Source organism: Streptomyces spororaveus (assembly GCF_016755875.1).
Taxonomy (GTDB): Bacteria; Actinomycetota; Actinomycetes; order Streptomycetales; family Streptomycetaceae; genus Streptomyces; species Streptomyces spororaveus.
In genome coordinates this window covers 3,467,955-3,485,685 of sequence record NZ_BNED01000005.1, presented here as the reverse complement: position 1 = coordinate 3,485,685, position 17,731 = coordinate 3,467,955, and the positions used below count along the sequence as shown (strand labels likewise).

Annotated in this window: 19 protein-coding genes; 13 read left to right on the top strand and 6 right to left on the bottom strand. The window is 71.8% G+C overall.

The window, feature by feature from the left end:
- Positions 1–56: 56 nt before the first annotated feature.
- Both Sspor_RS17825 and Sspor_RS17820 read left to right on the top strand, forming a co-directional pair.
- Positions 57–314, top strand: coding sequence for a hypothetical protein (locus Sspor_RS17825; protein ID WP_202200039.1), 258 nt, complete (start codon positions 57–59; stop codon positions 312–314).
- A gap of 133 nt (positions 315–447) precedes the next feature.
- On the top strand, positions 448–1,224 hold the full coding sequence (locus Sspor_RS17820) for a hypothetical protein (RefSeq protein ID WP_237403914.1): 777 nt from the start codon (positions 448–450) through the stop codon (positions 1,222–1,224).
- Between the two features lie 57 nt (positions 1,225–1,281).
- On the opposite strand, the gene Sspor_RS17815 is transcribed toward Sspor_RS17820, so the two are convergent.
- The 3 genes from Sspor_RS17815 to Sspor_RS17805 all read right to left on the bottom strand — a co-directional run bounded on the left by Sspor_RS17815 (position 1,282) and on the right by Sspor_RS17805 (position 2,838).
- Entirely contained in the window at positions 1,282–1,482 is a 201-nt protein-coding gene (locus Sspor_RS17815; RefSeq protein WP_202200037.1) for a PspC domain-containing protein, read from the bottom strand.
- Between the two features lie 38 nt (positions 1,483–1,520).
- Positions 1,521–2,093: a VanZ family protein gene (locus Sspor_RS17810; protein WP_202200036.1), complete on the bottom strand. Its 573-nt coding sequence runs from the start codon at positions 2,091–2,093 to the stop codon at positions 1,521–1,523.
- Positions 2,094–2,190: 97 nt separating this feature from the next.
- On the bottom strand, positions 2,191–2,838 hold the full coding sequence (locus tag Sspor_RS17805; protein ID WP_202200035.1) for a PH domain-containing protein: 648 nt from the start codon (positions 2,836–2,838) through the stop codon (positions 2,191–2,193).
- Positions 2,839–2,983: 145 nt separating this feature from the next.
- On the opposite strand from Sspor_RS17805, the gene deoC reads away from it, so the two are divergent.
- From deoC to Sspor_RS17790, 3 genes are read left to right on the top strand one after another with little or no spacing between them, the layout of a single operon-like run.
- Complete coding sequence (deoC, locus tag Sspor_RS17800) at positions 2,984–3,946, top strand: deoxyribose-phosphate aldolase (RefSeq protein ID WP_202203713.1); 963 nt, start codon at positions 2,984–2,986, stop codon at positions 3,944–3,946.
- A gap of 5 nt (positions 3,947–3,951) precedes the next feature.
- Positions 3,952–5,388: an aldehyde dehydrogenase family protein gene (locus Sspor_RS17795; RefSeq protein WP_202200034.1), complete on the top strand. Its 1,437-nt coding sequence runs from the start codon at positions 3,952–3,954 to the stop codon at positions 5,386–5,388.
- Positions 5,381–6,280, top strand: a complete 900-nt coding sequence (locus tag Sspor_RS17790; RefSeq protein WP_202200033.1) for an aldehyde dehydrogenase family protein — start codon at positions 5,381–5,383, stop codon at positions 6,278–6,280. Before Sspor_RS17795 ends, Sspor_RS17790 begins: the two co-directional genes overlap by 8 nt.
- A 67-nt stretch (positions 6,281–6,347) precedes the next feature.
- Here the strand turns inward: Sspor_RS17790 and Sspor_RS17785 are convergent, their stop codons facing one another.
- Positions 6,348–6,698 carry a hypothetical protein gene (locus Sspor_RS17785; RefSeq protein ID WP_202200032.1) on the bottom strand — a complete coding sequence of 117 codons (351 nt, stop codon included), beginning with the start codon at positions 6,696–6,698 and terminating at the stop codon, positions 6,348–6,350.
- A gap of 51 nt (positions 6,699–6,749) precedes the next feature.
- Here Sspor_RS17785 and Sspor_RS17780 point away from each other — a divergent pair, with 51 nt between their 5' ends.
- Positions 6,750–7,451, top strand: a complete 702-nt coding sequence (locus Sspor_RS17780) for a uridine kinase family protein (RefSeq protein ID WP_202200031.1) — start codon at positions 6,750–6,752, stop codon at positions 7,449–7,451.
- Between the two features lie 55 nt (positions 7,452–7,506).
- On the opposite strand, the gene Sspor_RS17775 is transcribed toward Sspor_RS17780, so the two are convergent.
- Positions 7,507–8,403 (bottom strand): hypothetical protein, encoded by an 897-nt coding sequence (locus Sspor_RS17775; protein ID WP_237403913.1) that lies wholly within the window; start codon positions 8,401–8,403, stop codon positions 7,507–7,509.
- 213 nt (positions 8,404–8,616) lie between these two features.
- On the opposite strand from Sspor_RS17775, the gene Sspor_RS17770 reads away from it, so the two are divergent.
- The 4 genes from Sspor_RS17770 to Sspor_RS17755 are packed head-to-tail and all read left to right on the top strand — an operon-like array spanning position 8,617 to position 13,924.
- Complete coding sequence (locus tag Sspor_RS17770) at positions 8,617–10,872, top strand: HAMP domain-containing protein (RefSeq protein ID WP_202203711.1); 2,256 nt, start codon at positions 8,617–8,619, stop codon at positions 10,870–10,872.
- Between the two features lie 6 nt (positions 10,873–10,878).
- A complete protein-coding gene (gene pgsB, locus Sspor_RS17765; RefSeq protein WP_237403912.1) occupies positions 10,879–12,321 on the top strand; it encodes a poly-gamma-glutamate synthase PgsB in 1,443 nt (480 codons plus the stop codon).
- Positions 12,318–12,800: a poly-gamma-glutamate biosynthesis protein PgsC/CapC gene (locus Sspor_RS17760; RefSeq protein ID WP_202200030.1), complete on the top strand. Its 483-nt coding sequence runs from the start codon at positions 12,318–12,320 to the stop codon at positions 12,798–12,800. The genes pgsB and Sspor_RS17760 overlap by 4 nt, the downstream gene beginning before the upstream one ends.
- A gap of 53 nt (positions 12,801–12,853) precedes the next feature.
- Complete coding sequence (locus tag Sspor_RS17755; protein ID WP_202200029.1) at positions 12,854–13,924, top strand: C40 family peptidase; 1,071 nt, start codon at positions 12,854–12,856, stop codon at positions 13,922–13,924.
- Between the two features lie 119 nt (positions 13,925–14,043).
- On the opposite strand, the gene Sspor_RS17750 is transcribed toward Sspor_RS17755, so the two are convergent.
- The gene (locus Sspor_RS17750; protein WP_202200028.1) at positions 14,044–14,748 is read right to left on the bottom strand and encodes a SigE family RNA polymerase sigma factor; all 705 of its coding nucleotides are present in this window, start codon (positions 14,746–14,748) and stop codon (positions 14,044–14,046) included.
- A 188-nt stretch (positions 14,749–14,936) separates the two neighbouring features.
- On the opposite strand from Sspor_RS17750, the gene afsQ1 reads away from it, so the two are divergent.
- The 3 genes from afsQ1 to Sspor_RS17735 are packed head-to-tail and all read left to right on the top strand — an operon-like array spanning position 14,937 to position 17,720.
- Entirely contained in the window at positions 14,937–15,614 is a 678-nt protein-coding gene (afsQ1, locus tag Sspor_RS17745) for a two-component system response regulator AfsQ1 (protein ID WP_063754818.1), read from the top strand.
- Between the two features lie 53 nt (positions 15,615–15,667).
- Entirely contained in the window at positions 15,668–17,098 is a 1,431-nt protein-coding gene (locus Sspor_RS17740; protein WP_237404335.1) for a sensor histidine kinase, read from the top strand.
- Between the two features lie 4 nt (positions 17,099–17,102).
- A complete protein-coding gene (locus Sspor_RS17735) occupies positions 17,103–17,720 on the top strand; it encodes a hypothetical protein (protein ID WP_237403911.1) in 618 nt (205 codons plus the stop codon).
- Positions 17,721–17,731 lie beyond the last annotated feature (11 nt).

Genomic DNA, 17,731 nt, shown 5'->3' with positions numbered 1-17,731 from the left:
TTTCACGTGACTAGTTTGCGGAGCTGCTCAATTCCCCGTCGCAAGGACAACTCTTCATGAAGAAGTCAGCTGCCAAGACCCTCGGTACCGCCGTTCTCGGTGCCGCCTTCGCCGCCGTCGCCGCCGGTACCGCCTCCGCCGCCGTCCCCGCGGTCGGCCTCACCGACGCGCTGGGCACCGCCACCGGTGCGCTCCAGGGCGTCACCAGCCAGCAGCACGTGAGCCCGGAAGGCCAGCAGTCGAGCGACCCCACCTCTCAGGTCACCGGTGTGCTGACCCCGCTCACCAACGGCCTGAACGGGCTCGGCGGCTGAGACCTGCCCCGCCGCGACGCGCACGCGTGTGCGGTGGGTGTATGCCCATTCGAACGGGTATGTGTCCCACCGCACCGTGTGCCACGATCGCCACCAACTGCCCGCCGACGTCTTGGGTATGAGGTTCTCGGTCATGCGCATGAAGGCACGAGCGACGATGGTCGCGCTGGTCCCCGCCCTGCTCCTCGCGTCAGTGGGGTGCAGCAGTACGAACACCCCCGCGACGGGCAAGGCCCCCGATCCCAAGGGCTCCGCGGGCAGCGCCTCCGCCGCGCCCGGAGCCCCGGCGCCCTCCGCCCCGGCCACCGGAGCGGCCGCGCCGAAGACCGGTGGCAGCAGGCTTGAGCGGTCCGCGCTGGCACAGGGCGACCTCCCCGGCTACCAGATCTCCGCCCAGGGCAAGAATCCCAACGCCCCGGACGGCCAGCCACAGGCCGACAAGAAGGCCTGCCAGCCGCTGGCCGACATCATGGGCGACAAGCCGGACCCGTCCGCGCGCGAGACCCTCAGCCGCGGCATCGGCTCCCAGAAGCAGATGGGGCTGGCCGTCTCCGCCTCGGTCAGCTCCTACTCCGAGAGCGACGCCAAGGCGCTGATCGCCCGGCTCAAGGCCGCCGTCGCCGCCTGCGGTACGGGCTTCTCCGCGAAGGTCGAGAAGCAGACCGGCGCCTACCGCGAGGTGCGCGCGGCCGACTACCGCACGGGCGGCGACGAGAGCGTCAGCTGGACCATGACCGCGGCCGCCGAGGGCGTCTCGGCGCAGGTCCACCTGGTCGTCGTACGTGAGGGCGACACCGTCGTGCGGCTGATGGCCCTCGACGTGGCGGGGGCCCGGCAGAAGGCGCAGGTGCCGAAGGAAGTGGCCGACAAGCAGCTGGCGAAGATCCAGCAGGCCCGGCAGTCCGGCTGAGCGGCCGGGCACCCGGCCGGACGCCCCCCCCGGCCGGACGGCCCCCGGGCCGCCGGACTACCAGGCGGCCGAAGCGGACTTCTCGTTCGGCAGCAGCACCCACAGCGCTATGTAGATGAGGAACTGCGGGCCGGGCAGCAGGCACGAGACGGCGAAAATGGCGCGCATCGCGTTCGCGGAAATTCCGAAACGCCGCGCCAGTCCGGCGCAGACTCCGCCGATCCAGCGGCCGTCACGGGGGCGGACCAGGGCGCTCATGGGGTTCTCCTTCGTCGGGATCGCTTTCTTGCGATGACTCAATGCTCCCGCTGGACCGCCGACAGAACGTCGGTCCAGGGGCCGAGCCCGACCCTGGAAATCTTCGGGGTGTCCCCCTGATAAACGGTGTGTGAGCGCCTCAGCCGGGCCCGCAGCGCCGGTACGACCGCCACGTGCGCGAGCACCACGCCGACGGTGTTCAGCAGCACCGAGTCCACGTCCACGACCTGCCCCGGGACCGCGGTCTGCAGCATCTCGATGCACACCGAGACCAGTGCGCCCGCGGCGGCCGTCCGGGCCAGCGACGACCACGCGGACAGGGCGGACGGCGCGAGCCGCCCGCTGATCAACGGCACCAGCACCCCGAGCGGGGCCAGCAGCGCGAGTCCCTCGCCGATCTGCCGGGCGGCCTCCAGCGGCCCGAGGGCCAGGTCCGCCGCGATCCCCTCCAGCGGGCTCAGATTGGCCGCCGCGGCCCAGGGCACGTCCAGCGGCCGCAGAGTCAGCCAGCCGACGACCACGAGATGGGCGGCGAGCAGGACCCCGGCCAGGAGGCGGAGACGGAGGTGGATCGCGGTGGCGGCGGTGTCGCCGCCCTCATGACGCTGCACACCTGCGAGGACGCATCACCCGGTAGCCCCGGTTCCGGACCGGAGGGTGGTGTGGCGGGGAGCACCCGGCCGGGCTCGGACCCGGCGTTCGGGCCGGTCAGCGCGTGGCGACCAGGACGATCAGGATCAGCGCCCCGGCCAGGGCGGGCGCGATGATCTCGTACGACCAGCGCACGCGCACACTGCCCTGCGCGCCCGGCCGCGAAGCGTTCACCTCGGCCAGTTCCTGCAGCTCTTCGGCGATCCGGTCGGCATTGGCCCGCATCGGTTCGGAGGAGGAGGTACGGGACCGCGCGCCGGGGTCGGCCGTGCTGCCCGGGTCCCGGCGGTCGGCCGCGCTGCGGCGCAGCTGCTGCCGGCTGGCCTTCTTCCGCTCCCGCAGCGAGACCGGCACGGACCAGAGCTGGTACTTCGATCCCTCGGCCAGCACCTCGGCCGAGTACCCGGCGCGCACCGCGTCCACGGCCGCCCAGGGCAGTTCGATGATCCGGAAGGGGTTCCGCACGCGCATCCGGTCCTCGTTGGCGAAGACGGCCGGGCGGATCGTGAACGCGACGATCAGGGGTACGGCGCACAGCGCCACCGCCAGCCCGATCCACGGGGTGTTGCCGGAGCCCCGCAGCACGGCGTCGCCGCAGAGCCAGGCGGTCAGCGCGAGCAGCAGTACCCCCGAGACCACGCCCATGGGTGATCGGTAGACCCGCTCTGCGTACACCGGCTCGTCGGTCGGCTGCTGGCTGCTCATGGGGTCGATTCTGCCCCAAGGCGTCCCAGCCCACGAGATCGGTGTGCGAGATACCCCCGCCGGGCGCGGAGGTGTCGATTCCGTAGCGGATCCCGGGGCGGGGGTGACAGGTCGCTACGCGCGTAGATATGCTCATCTGGTGACCATGCCCACCACCCTCACCGCATTCGCTGACGTGACGACGTCCGACAGTGCGCTGCGCCGCTTCCTGCACGGGCTGCCCGGCGTCGACGCTGTCGGACTGGAGGCCCGTGCGGCCTCCCTCGGCACCCGTTCGATCAAGACGACGGCCAAGGCGTACGCCATCGACCTGGCCATCTCGATGATCGACCTGACGACGCTGGAAGGCGCGGACACCCCGGGCAAGGTCCGGGCGCTCTCCGCCAAGGCCGTCAATCCCGATCCGACCGACCGTACGACCCCGATGACGGCCGCCGTCTGTGTCTATCCCGACATGGTGGCCACGGCGAAGGCCGCGCTGAACGGCGCCGACGTCAAGATCGCCTCCGTCGCGACCGCCTTCCCGGCCGGCCGCGCCGCCCTGCCCGTCAAGCTCGCGGACACCCGTGACGCCGTGGCCGCGGGCGCCGACGAGATCGACATGGTCATCGACCGTGGCGCCTTCCTCGCGGGCCGCTACCTGGAGACGTACGAGCTGATCAAGGCCGTCAAGGAGGCCTGCGTCCGCGAGGACGGCAGCGTCGCGCGCCTGAAGGTCATCTTCGAGACCGGCGAGCTGTCGACCTACGACAACATCCGCCGCGCCTCCTGGATCGGCATGCTCGCGGGCGCCGACTTCATCAAGACGTCGACCGGCAAGGTCGGGGTCAACGCCACTCCGGCGAACACCCTGCTCATGCTCGAAGCCGTTCGCGACTTCCGCGCGCAGACTGGAATCCAGATCGGCGTGAAGCCGGCCGGCGGCATCCGCACCACCAAGGACGCGATCAAGTTCCTGGTCCTGGTCAACGAGACCGCGGGCGAGGACTGGCTGAGCAACCACTGGTTCCGCTTCGGTGCCTCCAGCCTGCTCAACGACCTGTTGATGCAGCGGCAGAAGCTGAGCACCGGCCGTTACTCCGGTCCCGACTACGTGACGGTGGACTGATCACCATGGCATCTGTATTCGAGTACGCACCGGCTCCCGAGTCCCGCTCGGTCGTCGACATCGCCCCCTCCTACGGGCTCTTCATCGACGGTGAGTTCACCGACGCCGCCGACGGCAAGGTCTTCAAGACCGTCTCGCCGAGCAGCGAGGAGGTGCTGGCCGAGGTCGCCCAGGCCGGCGCCGCCGACGTGGACCGCGCCGTCAGGGCCGCCCGCAAGGCCTTCGCCTCCTGGTCCGCGCTGCCGGGCTCGGAGCGCGCCAAGTACCTCTTCCGCATCGCCCGGATCATCCAGGAGCGCAGCCGCGAGCTCGCCGTCCTGGAGACCCTGGACAACGGCAAGCCGATCAAGGAGACCCGCGACGCGGACCTCCCGCTGGTCGCCGCGCACTTCTTCTACTACGCGGGCTGGGCCGACAAGCTCGACCACGCGGGCTACGGCCCGAACCCGCGCCCGCTCGGCGTGGCCGGCCAGGTCATCCCGTGGAACTTCCCGCTCCTGATGCTCGCGTGGAAGATCGCTCCGGCGCTCGCCACCGGCAACACGGTCGTGCTGAAGCCCGCGGAGACGACCCCCCTCTCGGCGCTGTTCTTCGCGGACATCTGCCGCCAGGCGGGCCTGCCCAAGGGCGTCGTCAACATCCTCACCGGCTACGGCGACGCGGGCGCGGCCCTCGTCGAGCACCCGGACGTCAACAAGGTGGCCTTCACCGGCTCGACCGCCGTGGGCAAGAAGATCGCCCGCCACGTCGCCGGTACCGACAAGAAGGTCACCCTGGAGCTGGGCGGCAAGGGCGCCAACATCGTCTTCGACGACGCCCCGATCGACCAGGCCGTCGAGGGCATCGTCAACGGCATCTTCTTCAACCAGGGCCAGGTCTGCTGCGCGGGCTCCCGCCTGCTGGTCCAGGAGTCGATCCACGACGAGCTGCTGGACTCCCTCAAGCGCCGCCTGTCCACGCTGCGCCTGGGCGACCCGCTCGACAAGAACACCGACATCGGCGCGATCAACTCCGCCGAGCAGCTCGCCCGGATCACCGCGCTCGCGGAGACCGGCGAGGCCGAGGGCGCCGAGCGCTGGTCCCCGGCGTGCGAGCTGCCGTCCTCCGGCTACTGGTTCGCCCCGACACTCTTCACGAACGTCACCCAGGCGCACACCGTCGCCCGCGACGAGATCTTCGGCCCGGTGCTGTCCGTGCTGACCTTCCGTACGCCCGACGAGGCCGTCGCCAAGGCCAACAACAGCCAGTACGGCCTGTCGGCGGGCATCTGGACGGAGAAGGGCTCGCGCATCCTCGCGGTCGCGAACCAGCTCCGCGCCGGAGTCGTCTGGGCCAACACGTTCAACAAGTTCGACCCGACCTCGCCCTTCGGCGGCTACAAGGAGTCGGGCTTCGGCCGCGAGGGCGGCCGCCACGGCCTGGAGGGCTACCTCGATGTCTGAGTCGTCTGCGACCCGTCTGAACGTCTTCAAGACCTACAAGCTGTACGTCGGGGGCAAGTTCCCCCGCTCCGAGAGCGGCCGGGTGTACGAGGTGTCCGACTCCAAGGGCAAGTGGCTGGCCAACGCTCCGCTGTCCTCCCGCAAGGACGCCCGTGACGCGGTCGTCGCGGCCCGCAAGGCCTTCGGCGGCTGGTCCGGCGCGACCGCCTACAACCGCGGGCAGATCCTCTACCGCATCGCCGAGATGCTGGAGGGCCGCCGCGAGCAGTTCGTCCGCGAGGTCGGCGAGGCCGAGGGCCTGTCCAAGTCGAAGGCCGGCGCGGTCGTCGACGCGGCCATCGACCGCTGGGTCTGGTACGCGGGCTGGACCGACAAGATCGGCCAGATCGTGGGCGGGGCCAACCCGGTCGCGGGCCCGTTCTTCAACCTGTCCACCCCGGAGCCGACCGGTGTCGTCACGGTCGTGGCCCCGCAGGACTCGTCCTTCCTGGGCCTGGTCTCGGTGATCGCCCCGGTGATCGCGACGGGCAACACCGCCGTCGTCATCGCCAGTGAGAAGTCCCCGCTGCCGGCCCTCTCCCTGGGCGAGGTGCTCGCCACCTCCGACCTGCCCGGCGGCGTGGTCAACATCCTGTCCGGCAAGGCCGGCGAGATGGGCCCGCACCTGGCGTCCCACCAGGACGTCAACGCGATCGACCTGGCGGGCGCCGACGCCGCGCTGGCCAAGGAGCTGGAGGTCGCGGCGGCCGACAACCTCAAGCGCGTCCTGCGTCCACAGCCTGTGGACGACTGGAGCGCCGACCCGGGCACGTCGCGCATGACGGCGTTCCTGGAGACCAAGACCGTCTGGCACCCCACCGGGTCGCTGGGCGCGGGCGGCTCGTCCTACTAGCAGGCCCCGTACGAGACCGGCCCCGGCAGCGTCCCCCGCGCTGCCGGGGCCTTCGTGTGCCCGGCGGCTACTTCTTCGGGAGTACCGGCCCGAGCAGTGAGGAGGCGGCGGCGGTCGGCAGTTCGCCGACCGAGGGGCCCTGGGTCAGGATGCCGGTGACCATGCCGGTGCCGACGGACGGGAAGTCGGCGACCTTCGTGGCGACGCCGTTGTCCAGCGGGTCCACGCCAGTGTGGGCGAGCGGGTTCACCTTGAGGTTCGCGATCGGGTCCGCGACCCCGGACAGGGCCGCCGGGATGTCGAGTTCACCGGCCTGCGCGCCGCCCGCGGCCATCGCCAGGGCCGCTCCGGCCATCGAGACGGTCAGTCCGGCGCTGCGGAGCCGGTTCGGAACGGAAGGGGCTGCGTGACGTGCCATGGAGATCCCGCCTGAGGTCGTAGTCGCGTGCGCACGCAGCGTAGTTGAGGTGTGTTCCTGGACACCAACCGGTCACCGGGAGGATCCCCTACCCGGGGGAATGGTTCAGACTGGTGTCCCGTGAGCTCCCCCTCTTCTTCGCCGACCCGAGTCGTCCTGCTGACCGGTCCGTCGGGCTCAGGAAAATCCTCGCTGGCCGCCCGCTCGGGGCTGCCCGTGCTGCGCCTCGACGACTTCTACAAGGAGGCCGACGACCCCAGCCTCCCGCTCGTCGACGGCAGCTCCGACATCGACTGGGACTCCCCGCTGTCCTGGGACGCGGACGCGGCGGTCGCCGCGATCGCCGAACTGTGCGCGGCGGGGCGGACCGACGTCCCCGTCTACGACATCGCGACGAGCTCCCGCACGGGAACCGAGAGCCTCGACATCGCCCGCACTCCGCTGTTCATCGCGGAGGGCATCTTCGCCGCCGACGTGGCCGCCCGCTGCCAGGAGCTCGGCCTCCTCGCGGACGCCATCTGCCTGCGGGGGCGCCCCTCGACGACCTTCCGCCGCCGCCTGGCACGTGACCTGCGGGAAGGCCGCAAGTCGGTGCCGTTCCTGCTGCGCAGGGGGCTGCGGCTGATGCGCGCCGAACGCGGCATCGTGGCCCGTCACGTGGCCCTGGGCGCGCACGCCTGCGCCGGTGACGAGGCCCTGGGCCGCCTCGCGGCGGCCGCGGCCGGCCGCCACCGCGCGACCGCCTCCGCGTAGCCGGCGCGAAGAGCGCCGAGGGAGGAACGGGCGCGCGGGCGCGCCCGCGGCGGCCTCACCGGCGCGACCAGCGGTCCGTCAGGGTGGCGATCGCGGCCGCGGCCCGGTCGAGGCCGCGGTCGTCGCCGCGGAGCGTCTTGTTCAGCTCGACGTGGAGGAAGCGGGACTGCCGGTCGGCGGCGGTCCGGCCCTGCTCGTTCTCCCGGCCGGCGAGCTTGCAGCGCGCGGAGTAGGCCGTGCAGACCTGGAGGCCGTCCCGCCGCAGCGCGGCGGTCAGCTGTTCCGCGTCCGCCACGGCGCTGTCACCGGCTCCGGTGGAGACCACCGCGTCGCGCCCGCGGAAGGACTCGTCGGCGAATCCGTGCAGCTGGATCCCCGGCAGGTTCCTCCGTGCCAGTTCCCCCACCACGCCGTGGAAGACCGAGTCGTCGCGGTGCGCCACGTCCGCGGCTCCGTCCTCGCCCGCATCGCGGTGGGCCCCCGCGAGCACGAGCACCCCGCCGGGTGCGCCGCGCAGTACCCGCGCGCCCAGGAGCTCGGTGCGGGCGTCCGCCACGGGGTGGGGGACCTGGACGGACCAGCGCGCGGGCGTGTCCAGGTCGACGTACACCCGGCCCCAGCCGCGGCTGGTGTGGCCCGATTCACTCACCCCGTCGGCCACCTCGGCGTACCGGTGTCCGGTGGCGGCGTCCGTGACGGTGCGGAGGGTGAAGTCGATCTCGGACAGGCCGGTCCGCGCCGCTTCCGCGTCACCGTCGAGCAGGTGCGCGAACGCCCGGGTGAACGCCAGTCGTTCCTGGTCCGTGGGGGCGCGGTAGCCGCCGCGCTCGCTGAAGCCGGCGGTGAAGCGGGCGATCCGCCGCTCCAGGTCGGTGTCGGCGGAGGGCCGGGGGGCGGGGGCGGCGGGGTGGGCCGGAGGTGCGCTTCCCGAGCCTGCCGCCCGAACCGTCAAAACGGCACATAGGGCAATGAAAGCGCCGCACAGAACCGCAATCGTTATCCGCCTGGTCAGTGGAGCGTTCATAGTCGTACGAAAATAACGGAGTGATGCATTCCGTTTCATCACACTCCCTAGGCCCCACCGGCTCCAGGACAGAACGAAGAGGAGCCCGCGTTGGCCGCGTCGCGATCGAAGCGGCGGCACCGGACCCGCCGCCGGGCCGACATGTCGCTGCTGGGCGGCATCCGTCCGCCCATCGCGGCCCTGTCCGCCCTGCTGCTGGCCCTCGCCGCCCTCACGGCGTTCCAGCTCGGCCACGTCGGCAGGGAGACCGTACCCCCCGCCGTCCTCACCTCCCAGCAGCACTTCGCGGAGGACGGCGCCATCGCCCTGCGCGCCTCCCTGGACGAGAGCATCACCGACATCGGCCGGACCGCCTCCCTGTTCAGCTCCGGCGAACCGGTCTCGCCCGACTCGGTGCTCGACAAGCTCGGCAGCGTCTACCAGAAGTGGCGCGGCACGGCCGTCATCGAGATCAAGTCGGGCCGCCTGGAGGCGCAGCGCGGCGAGAACCTCCCGCTGACCGCCCTCGACCTGACCACGCTGGGCGGCGAGTCCGGCCTCGCCCCCCGCATGGTCCGGCTGGAGAACGGCGAGACCCGCCTGCTCACCCTCGCCCTGCTGTCCTGGCCCGACCGCCCCCAGCAGCTTCTGGTCGCCTCCAGCAGCCTCAAGGTCCCGGGCATCAGCCTGGGCAGATCCCGCGCCATCGCCGTCCTCGACTCCTCCGGCCAGGTACTCGGCAGCGACGGCGCCGGCACCGGCCAGGAGAAGAAGCAGCTCGGCGCGTTCGCCAGGACCGTCGCCCAGAAGGCCGCGCGGCACCCCCTCCAGTCCAAGGAGCCCGGCTCCGGCGGCTTCGCCGGCGTCAGCGGCAGCCTGCTCGGCGACTCCCGGGACGGCCACCGCTCCGTGGCCGGCTACGCGAAGCTCACCGGCTCGCAGCCCGGCGTGGGCACCGACGCCTCCGCCCTCGGCCTCACCGTCGTCTCCTTCGTCGGCGTCGCCGAGGAGCGCTCCGCCGCCGTCGACTCCTTCTTCTGGATCGCCGCGTCCGCCGCCCTGCTGGTGCTCGGAGCACTGGCCGTGACCCTGCTCGTGGTCACCGTGCAGCGCCCGCTGCTCCGGCTGTTCCTGGAGAGCCGCCGGATCGGCCGCGGCGACCTGAACCGGCCCGTCACCGTGCCGAAGTACGGCGAGGCCGCCCGCATCGGCGCCGCCCTCGACCGGCTGCGCCGCCAGCTCCTCGGCGAGCCCGGCGCGGACACCGCGGCCCCCCGCGGCGGCCGCCGCGCCCGGATCGGCACCCGCGCCCTCCTCTGCGTGTGCGGGATCCTGCTCCTGGTGTGGTCGGCGCCCCTCCTGCTGACGCTCAACCGCGCGGGGGCCTCCGTCGCCGTGCCGCGGACGATCGTCGACGACCAGCGCGAACGCACCGACACCCTGGCCGACCGGGTACGCCGCGCCCTCAACGAGGGACACGCCGACCTCACGTCCGTCGCCTCCGTCCTCAGTGACAGGAGCACCCCCGCCGAGCTGACCGAGCTGCTGGAGCGCACCCGCAACCAGCACGGACGCTACGCGTCCCTCTACGTCCTGAAGGCCGACGGCACCGTCCTGGCCTACGCAGGCGGCAAGCCCCACCACCCCGCCGGCCAGGGCCCCCCGAAGCAGACCGTCACCCTGGTCGAGAGCGGCAACCGGCCGGTCATCACCGAGTACGCCGAGGCACCCGGCCTGGCCGGGGCCGCCGTGGTCGGCGAACTGCGCATCGACTTCCTCAACGCCCTGCTCAAGCGGCCCGGCCTGGGCGAGGTCCGTGTCGTCGACGCCGGGCACCGGGTGATCGGCGGCAACAACGGCTACCTGGCCTTCGCACCGCTGTCGGACACCGGGCTCGACGCCCTGGTGAAGGCCGCGAACGAGAAGGGCGACGCGAACGGGAAGGGCGCCGCGAACGGGAAGACGGCGAAGGCCCCGGGCGCCAGGAGCTCCCTGCTCCGCGACGGCGGCCTCACCATCGCCGCCGCGGCGCCGATGACCGGCGGGGGCGTGGCCCAGCCCCTGGACTGGACCGTCGTCACCTGGCAGCCCGCCAAGGGCCTCGAGCTCCCCGCGTACACCGCGCAGAACCGCACCGTCCTGGCCGGACTGCTCGGCCTCACGGGCGCCGTGGCCTGCCTCGGCTGGATGCACATCATCGTGGTGCGGCCGCTGCGCGACCTCGCCCGGCGTGCGGAGGCCCTCGCCGACGGCGACCGCCGCACCGTCGTCTACCCGACCCACCACGACGAGGTCGGCGCCGTCACCCGCAGCCTCGAAGTCATCCGCCTGCAGCTGCTGGAGCGGCGCAAGCGGGATGCCGCCGGTGGCACCACCGGCCGGACGCCCGGCCGTGCCACCCCGGCCGGAAGGAACTGAACCACCGTGCTCTTCCTCTACTGCGTGCTGCTCCTGTGCTGCCTGGTCCTGCTCGTCGCGGGTGTCGTCGAGCAGCGCCGGCACGAGGCCAACCTCGCGCAGATACCGAACCGGGTGCTGGTCAACGGCATCCGCGGCAAGAGCTCCATCACCCGGCTGTGCGCGGGGGCCCTGCGCGGCGGCGGGCTCGTGACGGTCGCCAAGACCACCGGCACCGCGGCCCGCTTCATCCACCCGGACGCCACCGAGGAGCCCGTCTACCGCAAGTTCGGCATCGCCAACGTCGTCGAACAGATCGGCATCGTCCGGCGGGCCGCCGCCTACCGGCCGCACGCGCTGGTCATGGAGTGCATGGCCGTCATGCCCGCGCTCCAGGAGATCAACCAGTCGAAGCTGATCCAGTCGACCATCGGCGTGCTGTGCAACGTCCGCGAGGACCACGTCGCCGAGATGGGACCCACCCTCGACGACATCGCCCGCTCCCTGTCGCGCTCCATGCCGCACGGCGGAATCTGCGTCACCGCCGAGAAGGAGCGCTTCCACGTCCTCCAGGAGGAGGCCGACGCGCGGAACTGCACACTCCTCTACGCCGACCCCGACACGGTCAGCGACGACGAGCTGCGCGGATTCAGCTGGTTCACCTTCAAGGAGAACGTCGCCATCGCGCTCGCCGTCGCCGAGCTCCTCGGCATCGACCGCGAGACCGCCCTCCAGGGGATGTACGACGCCCCGCCGGACCCCGGCGTGCTCTCCGTCGAGCGCTACGTGGCCCCCGGCGGCAAGCGGGTGCGCTTCGCCAACGTCTTCGCCGCCAACGACCCCGAGTCGACGCTGATGAACATCAACCAGCTCCTCGACCTCGGCGCCGTCGACCGCCCCCTCAACGTCGTGATCAACTGCCGCCCCGACCGCGTCGAGCGCAACGGCCAGATGGGCGCGATCGTCCCGGACCTGATGCCCGACAAGGTCTTCGTGATCGGGCACCCGGCCAAGAGCGCCATCGACGCGATCCCGGCCGCATGGCGCGGGCGCGCCGTCGACCTCGGCGGCGACCAGCGCGACGGCGGGGAGTTCATGGACGACCTGCTCGGCCACCTCGGCGAGAGCTCCTCGCTGGTCGCCATCGGCAACATCCACGGCCAGGGCGAGGTCCTCCTGGAACACCTGGCGGAACTCCCCGGCTTCGAGGACGAGCCCGAGCCGGAGGAACCCCACGGGGCGACCTGGGACCACGAGCCCGCCGTACCCCGGCAGGCCGCCCCCCAGCCGCCGCTGTACGTCCCGCACCTCGACCCGTACGCCGACCTCAGCGCCGCCCAGGAGGCCCGGTACGCGCAGCCTCCCGTGCCCCGGCAGTACGTCCACCCGCCGCACGGGCAGCCCTGGCCGCCGCACCCGTACGAGCCCCACCCGAACCCGCAGTGGCAGAGCCCAGGAGACCCCCGTTGATCCCCGCAGTCCTCACCCCCGAGATCGCCGCGATCGGCATCGCGCTGGGCCTGCTGTTCTCCCTGCTCTGCTACCTGACGACGAACCTCTCGCCCGGCGGCATGATCACCCCCGGCTGGCTCGCGCTCACCCTCATCGAGGACCTCCAGCGCGCCGCGCTCGTCGTCGGCATCACCGCCCTGACGTACGTGCTCACCCTGGTCACCCAGAAGTTCGTCATCCTCTACGGCAAACGCCTGTTCGCGGCCGTCGTCCTCATCGGAGTGCTCCTCCAGGCCACGGTGGTCATCGTGCTCCAGATGAAGTTCCCGCTGCTGTACGCGAACCAGACCCTCGGCTTCATCGTCCCCGGACTGATCGCCTACCAGCTCGTCCGCCAGCCCAAGGGCGCCACGCTGCTCGCCACCGGCTCCGCGACCCTCATGACGTACGTCGTCCTGACCGCGGGCATCCTGCTCGGCTTCATGCCGCACGCCTGACCGACGCCCGACCGCCGCCGGCCCGACCCACCCGCACCGCCCGGAGCACACCGATGACCGCCAAGCCCGCCCGCCGCACCCACCCCGTCCTGCACGCCGCCGTCGTGGCGGTCCTGCTGGCCGGCAGCGCGTACTTCACCTACGAGCTGCGCAAGGAGGAGCAGGCCAAGGCTCCCGTGGTGCTCACGGTCACCGACCAGGCGCACCAGGGCGGCGGCCAGGAGGGCGCACAGAAGTGGGAGCGGCTGAAGAACCCGGAGCGCTCGGTCCTGCGGGGCGCGGACGGCGCCGTCCTCGCCACCTTCACGGACGGCGCGCGCACCGCGTCGCTCACCGGCAAGAGCCGCACCTTCACGGAACCGGCGACCACCGGCACCCGCGTCGTCACCGACAACTGGGTCCGCCTGCTGCCGGAGAGCTGGCGCAGCGGCGCGGAGCGCGAGCAGTGGTTCCAGGACTGGTTCAAGAAGTACTACGGGAGCGAGGAGGACGACCTCTTCGCCATCGCCTTCCAGTACGGGGACCAGGCACCGGTCAAGAAGGACGCGGCCGGCGTCCAGTACGCGGGCGACGCGGCCTTCGGGCCGCTCAACCCGAAGGGTTCCGAGGGCAACGACCTGCGCCTGGAGCAGTCGGACTTCTACGACTACCTCGGCATCCCCTACACCTTCCGCAACGGCGTCACGGAAGCGCCGGAGAAGGCCAAGCACCGGGCCCTGGACTGCTCGGGCTTCATCCGCACGGTCTTCGGCTACCGCGGCCGCTTCCCGCTGATGGCCTCCGACACCAGCGGCAACGGACTGCCGCGCACCGCCAACGGCATGGCCCGTTCGAAGGCCGGCGTGGACATCCTGCCCCTCAAGGGCGTCGGCCCGCAGGACCGGCCGGCCTCCGTCGACCTCCTCCAGCCGGGCGACCTGGTGTTCTTCAAGCTGGACGCGCGCACCGGCGAGCGCCTGGACCACACCGGCATGTACCTCGGCAACGACACCGACGGACACAAGGTCTTCATATCGAGCCGTGAAGAGGCCAACGGCCCCACCATCGGCGACAAGGGCGGCGCCTCCCGCCTCGACGGCAACGGCTACTACGCCGCCGCCCTGCGCAGCGCCAAGCGCCTCTGACATGTGAAAAGGCGGGATCAGGCGGACCCCCGTCCGCTTGATCCCGCCTTTTCCCCCCGCGGCCCCCGCCCCACCCCCGTAGGACGGGCCCCCTGGCCCGATGGCTTTTGTGTGCCGCGTTACGCGACGAGCTCCTCGAAGGACTCCGCCTCGTCACGGCCGAAGCTGAGCGCCTCGTCCTCCCGCAGACGGCGCAGCGAGCGCCAGATGCTCGACTTGACCGTGCCGACGCTGATGCCGAGGATCTCCGCGATCTCCGGGTCCGTGCGGCCCTCGTAGTAGCGCAGCACCAGCATCGTGCGCTGCGGCTCCGGGATCCGGGTCAGGGCCTGCCAGAGCACCGCGCGCAGCTCCGTACCGCGCATCGCGTCCGTGTCGGAGGCCGTCTCCGGCAGCTCCTCCGTCGGGTACTCGTTGAGCTTGCGCCGACGCCACGCGCTGATGTGCAGGTTCGTCATCGTGCGGCGCAGGTAGCCTCCGACGGCCGCCTTGTCGCTGATCCGGTCCCAGGCGCGGTAGGTGGAGAAGAGCGCGCTCTGCAGCAGGTCCTCGGCCTCGTACCGGTCACCGGTGAGGTGGAAGGCCGTCGCGTACAGGGCGGCCCGCCGCTCCTGGACGTACGCCGTGAACTCGGCCTCCGAGTCGGAGGAGGGAGCGGAAGGAGTCTGCCCGGCGGGAACCGCCTGGTACTGGTTTGCGTCAATGGCTACGACGTGGGCCGGACGGGGACGGGTGACCGCCACCGTACGGACACCCGCCCGGCGGTTCACATCGTGCAGCCGCGTGACAACCGCGCTGGTCGTGGTGCTGTGCAGCGTGTTCATCTCGCGCCCCCCGTCGTGGAGTGTCTCTGCTTCGGTCCGTTGTGCGTTGATAGAAGACTGCCCGGCCGACTTAACCGGGGTGTCCGTCGACTGTCACAGCCGTGTCACAGCGACTTCTGACAGGGCCCCGACAGGATCACGCCGCGCGACGGTCGAACTCCCGACTGCCGATGGGACAGAATGAGCGCGTGCCTTTCCTGTTGCTGATCGAGGACGACGACGCCATCCGCACGGCCCTCGAACTCTCCCTGTCTCGCCAGGGCCACCGTGTGGCCACTGCGGCGACGGGCGAGGACGGCCTGAAACTGCTGCGCGAGCAGCGGCCGGATCTGATCGTGCTCGACGTGATGCTGCCCGGGATCGACGGCTTCGAGGTCTGCCGGAGGATCCGCCGCACCGACCAGCTGCCGATCATCCTGCTCACCGCCCGCAGCGACGACATCGATGTCGTCGTCGGGCTGGAGTCGGGAGCCGACGACTACGTCGTCAAGCCCGTCCAGGGCCGGGTCCTCGACGCCCGCATCCGGGCCGTACTGCGCCGCGGCGAGCGTGAGTCGAGCGATTCGGCGAGCTTCGGCTCGCTGGTCATCGACCGGGCGGCCATGACCGTGACGAAGAACGGCGAGGACCTGCAGCTCACGCCGACCGAGCTGCGGCTCCTGCTCGAACTGAGCCGCCGGCCCGGGCAGGCGCTCTCGCGCCAGCAGCTGCTGCGGCTGGTCTGGGAGCACGACTACCTCGGTGACTCGCGGCTCGTCGACGCCTGCGTGCAGCGGCTGCGCGCCAAGGTCGAGGACGTGCCGTCCTCGCCCACCCTGATCCGTACCGTCCGGGGCGTCGGCTACCGCCTGGACTCCCCGCAGTGATCCGGGCGTTGCTCGCGGGCCGGCGCTGGACCAGCCTGCGGCTGCGGCTCCTCATGGTGTTCTGCCTGGTCGCGCTCACGGCCGCGGTCTCGGCCCCCGGCATCGCCTACTGGCTCAACCGCGAGGCCGTCCTCACGCGCGTCCAGGACGCGGCCCTCGGCGACTTCCGGCAGGAGATGCAGAACCGTGCCGCCGCCCTGCCCGCCGATCCCACCGCCGAGGAGCTGCAGCGCACCGCCGAACTGATGGCGGGCAGCAGCCCCGGGTACAGCGTGCTGCTGGTGCAGGTCGGCAAGGACAACCGGCAGATCTTCGGCGCGGCGGGCCCCGACTCCTTCGGGCTGGCCAACGTACCGAAGTCCCTGCAGAACGCGGTGAACGACCGTCAGAAGACCACCGCCGCGAACGACTCCGAGTACCACGTGTACTGGCAGCGGACGAAGCCGCACGGCAACCCGTACCTGGTCGGCGGGACGCGGATCGTGGGCGGCGGGCTCACCGGCTACATGTACAAGTCGCTCGCGCAGGAGCGGGACGACCTGAACGCGCTCGGCTGGTCCCTGACCATCGCCACCGGTCTCGCACTGCTCGGCTCCGCCCTGCTGGCGCAGGCCGCGGCCCGTACCGTGCTCAAGCCCGTACAGCGGCTCGGGGACGCGGCGCGGCGGCTCGGCGAGGGCGAACTGGACCACCGCCTCGACGTGTCGGGCACGGACGAACTCGCCGACCTCTCGCACACCTTCAACAAGACGGCCGAGGCGCTGGAGAAGAAGGTCGCGGACATGAGCGCGCGGGAGGAGGCCAGCCGGCGCTTCGTCGCGGACATGTCGCACGAACTGCGGACGCCGCTGACCGCGCTGACGGCGGTCGCCGAGGTGCTGGAGGAGGAGGTCGAGGACCTCGACCCGATGATCGCGCCCGCCGTGGCGCTGGTCGTCAGCGAGACCCGCCGCCTCAACATCCTCGTGGAGAACCTGATGGAGGTCACCCGCTTCGACGCGGGTACGGCCAAGCTGGTCCTGGACGACGTGAACGTCGCCGACCAGGTCACGGCCTGCATCGACGCCCGGGCCTGGCTCGACGCGGTCGAACTCGACGCCGAACGCGGCATCGTCGTCCGCCTCGACCCGCGCCGCCTCGACGTCATCCTCGCCAACCTCATCGGCAACGCCCTCAAGCACGGCGGCTCGCCGGTACGGGTGTCGGTGACGGTGGAGGGGGAGTGGCTGGTGATCGCGGTGCAGGACAACGGCCCGGGCATCCCCGAGGAAGTGCTGCCGCACGTCTTCGACCGGTTCTACAAGGCGAGCGCGTCGCGGCCGAAGTCGGACGGCAGCGGGCTCGGCCTGTCGATCGCCGTGGAGAACGCGCACATCCACGGCGGTGACATCACCGCCGCCAATGTCGCGGGTGGCGGGGCGCTGTTCACGCTGCGGCTGCCGGTGGACGTGGGAAAGGTGATCGCGGGTGACGAGGGTGCGTAGGGCTGTGCCGGCGGTACCGGTGGTGCTGGTCCCGTTCGCCCTGGTCGCGCTGCTCGCGACCTCGGCCTGCGGGATCCGTGCGACGACCGTGCCGGTGGACGTGGGCGCGGCCCCGTCGCGCGTGTCGTGCGACACGCAGGAGCAGCCGAGCGGGGTGCAGGGCTTCCGGGCCACGGTGGAACTGGTCTGCGGTTCGCAGCTGGTCGGCGTGGAACGCGTGGTTCCGATGCCGGAGAAGAAGCCCGTACGGGACCCGCTGGCGATGGTCGCGCAGGCGCTGCTCGAAGCGCTGGAACGGACGCCGACCTCGGACGAGCGGGACGCCGGCTTCACGAGCGAGGTCCCGGCGGGGCTGTCGGCGGGCACGCCGAGGGCGGGCGACCCGGCGGGCACGGTGCGGCTCAGCCGCAAGCCGGAGGACCTGCCGCCGGTGGCGCTCTCGCAGATCGTGTGCACGCTGGCGGGCAGCGAGGCCCTGAAGGCGGACCCGGGCCCGGTGATCCTGGGCGGGCCGGACGAGGACCCGCCGCGGGCGTGGGAGTGCACGGAAGCGGTCCGCTCCCGGCCGGAGTCGGTGCCGACACTGGGCGAACTGGTCCGCCCGACCCCCACCCCGTCCTGACCTCTTCCCCC

Excerpts from the sequence above, each read along its gene's own strand:
- Sspor_RS17825 (WP_202200039.1), top strand. The coding sequence starts at position 57 with ATGAAGAAGTCAGCTGCCAAGACCCTCGGTACCGCCGTTCTCGGTGCC.
- Sspor_RS17820 (WP_237403914.1), top strand. The coding sequence starts at position 448 with ATGCGCATGAAGGCACGAGCGACGATGGTCGCGCTGGTCCCCGCCCTG.
- Sspor_RS17815 (WP_202200037.1), bottom strand. The coding sequence starts at position 1,482 with ATGAGCGCCCTGGTCCGCCCCCGTGACGGCCGCTGGATCGGCGGAGTC.
- Sspor_RS17805 (WP_202200035.1), bottom strand. The coding sequence starts at position 2,838 with ATGAGCAGCCAGCAGCCGACCGACGAGCCGGTGTACGCAGAGCGGGTC.
- deoC (WP_202203713.1), top strand. The coding sequence starts at position 2,984 with ATGCCCACCACCCTCACCGCATTCGCTGACGTGACGACGTCCGACAGT.
- Sspor_RS17795 (WP_202200034.1), top strand. The coding sequence starts at position 3,952 with ATGGCATCTGTATTCGAGTACGCACCGGCTCCCGAGTCCCGCTCGGTC.
- Sspor_RS17790 (WP_202200033.1), top strand. The coding sequence starts at position 5,381 with ATGTCTGAGTCGTCTGCGACCCGTCTGAACGTCTTCAAGACCTACAAG.
- Sspor_RS17785 (WP_202200032.1), bottom strand. The coding sequence starts at position 6,698 with ATGGCACGTCACGCAGCCCCTTCCGTTCCGAACCGGCTCCGCAGCGCC.
- Sspor_RS17770 (WP_202203711.1), top strand. The coding sequence starts at position 8,617 with ATGTCGCTGCTGGGCGGCATCCGTCCGCCCATCGCGGCCCTGTCCGCC.
- Sspor_RS17755 (WP_202200029.1), top strand. The coding sequence starts at position 12,854 with ATGACCGCCAAGCCCGCCCGCCGCACCCACCCCGTCCTGCACGCCGCC.
- Sspor_RS17750 (WP_202200028.1), bottom strand. The coding sequence starts at position 14,748 with ATGAACACGCTGCACAGCACCACGACCAGCGCGGTTGTCACGCGGCTG.
- Sspor_RS17740 (WP_237404335.1), top strand. The coding sequence starts at position 15,668 with ATGGTGTTCTGCCTGGTCGCGCTCACGGCCGCGGTCTCGGCCCCCGGC.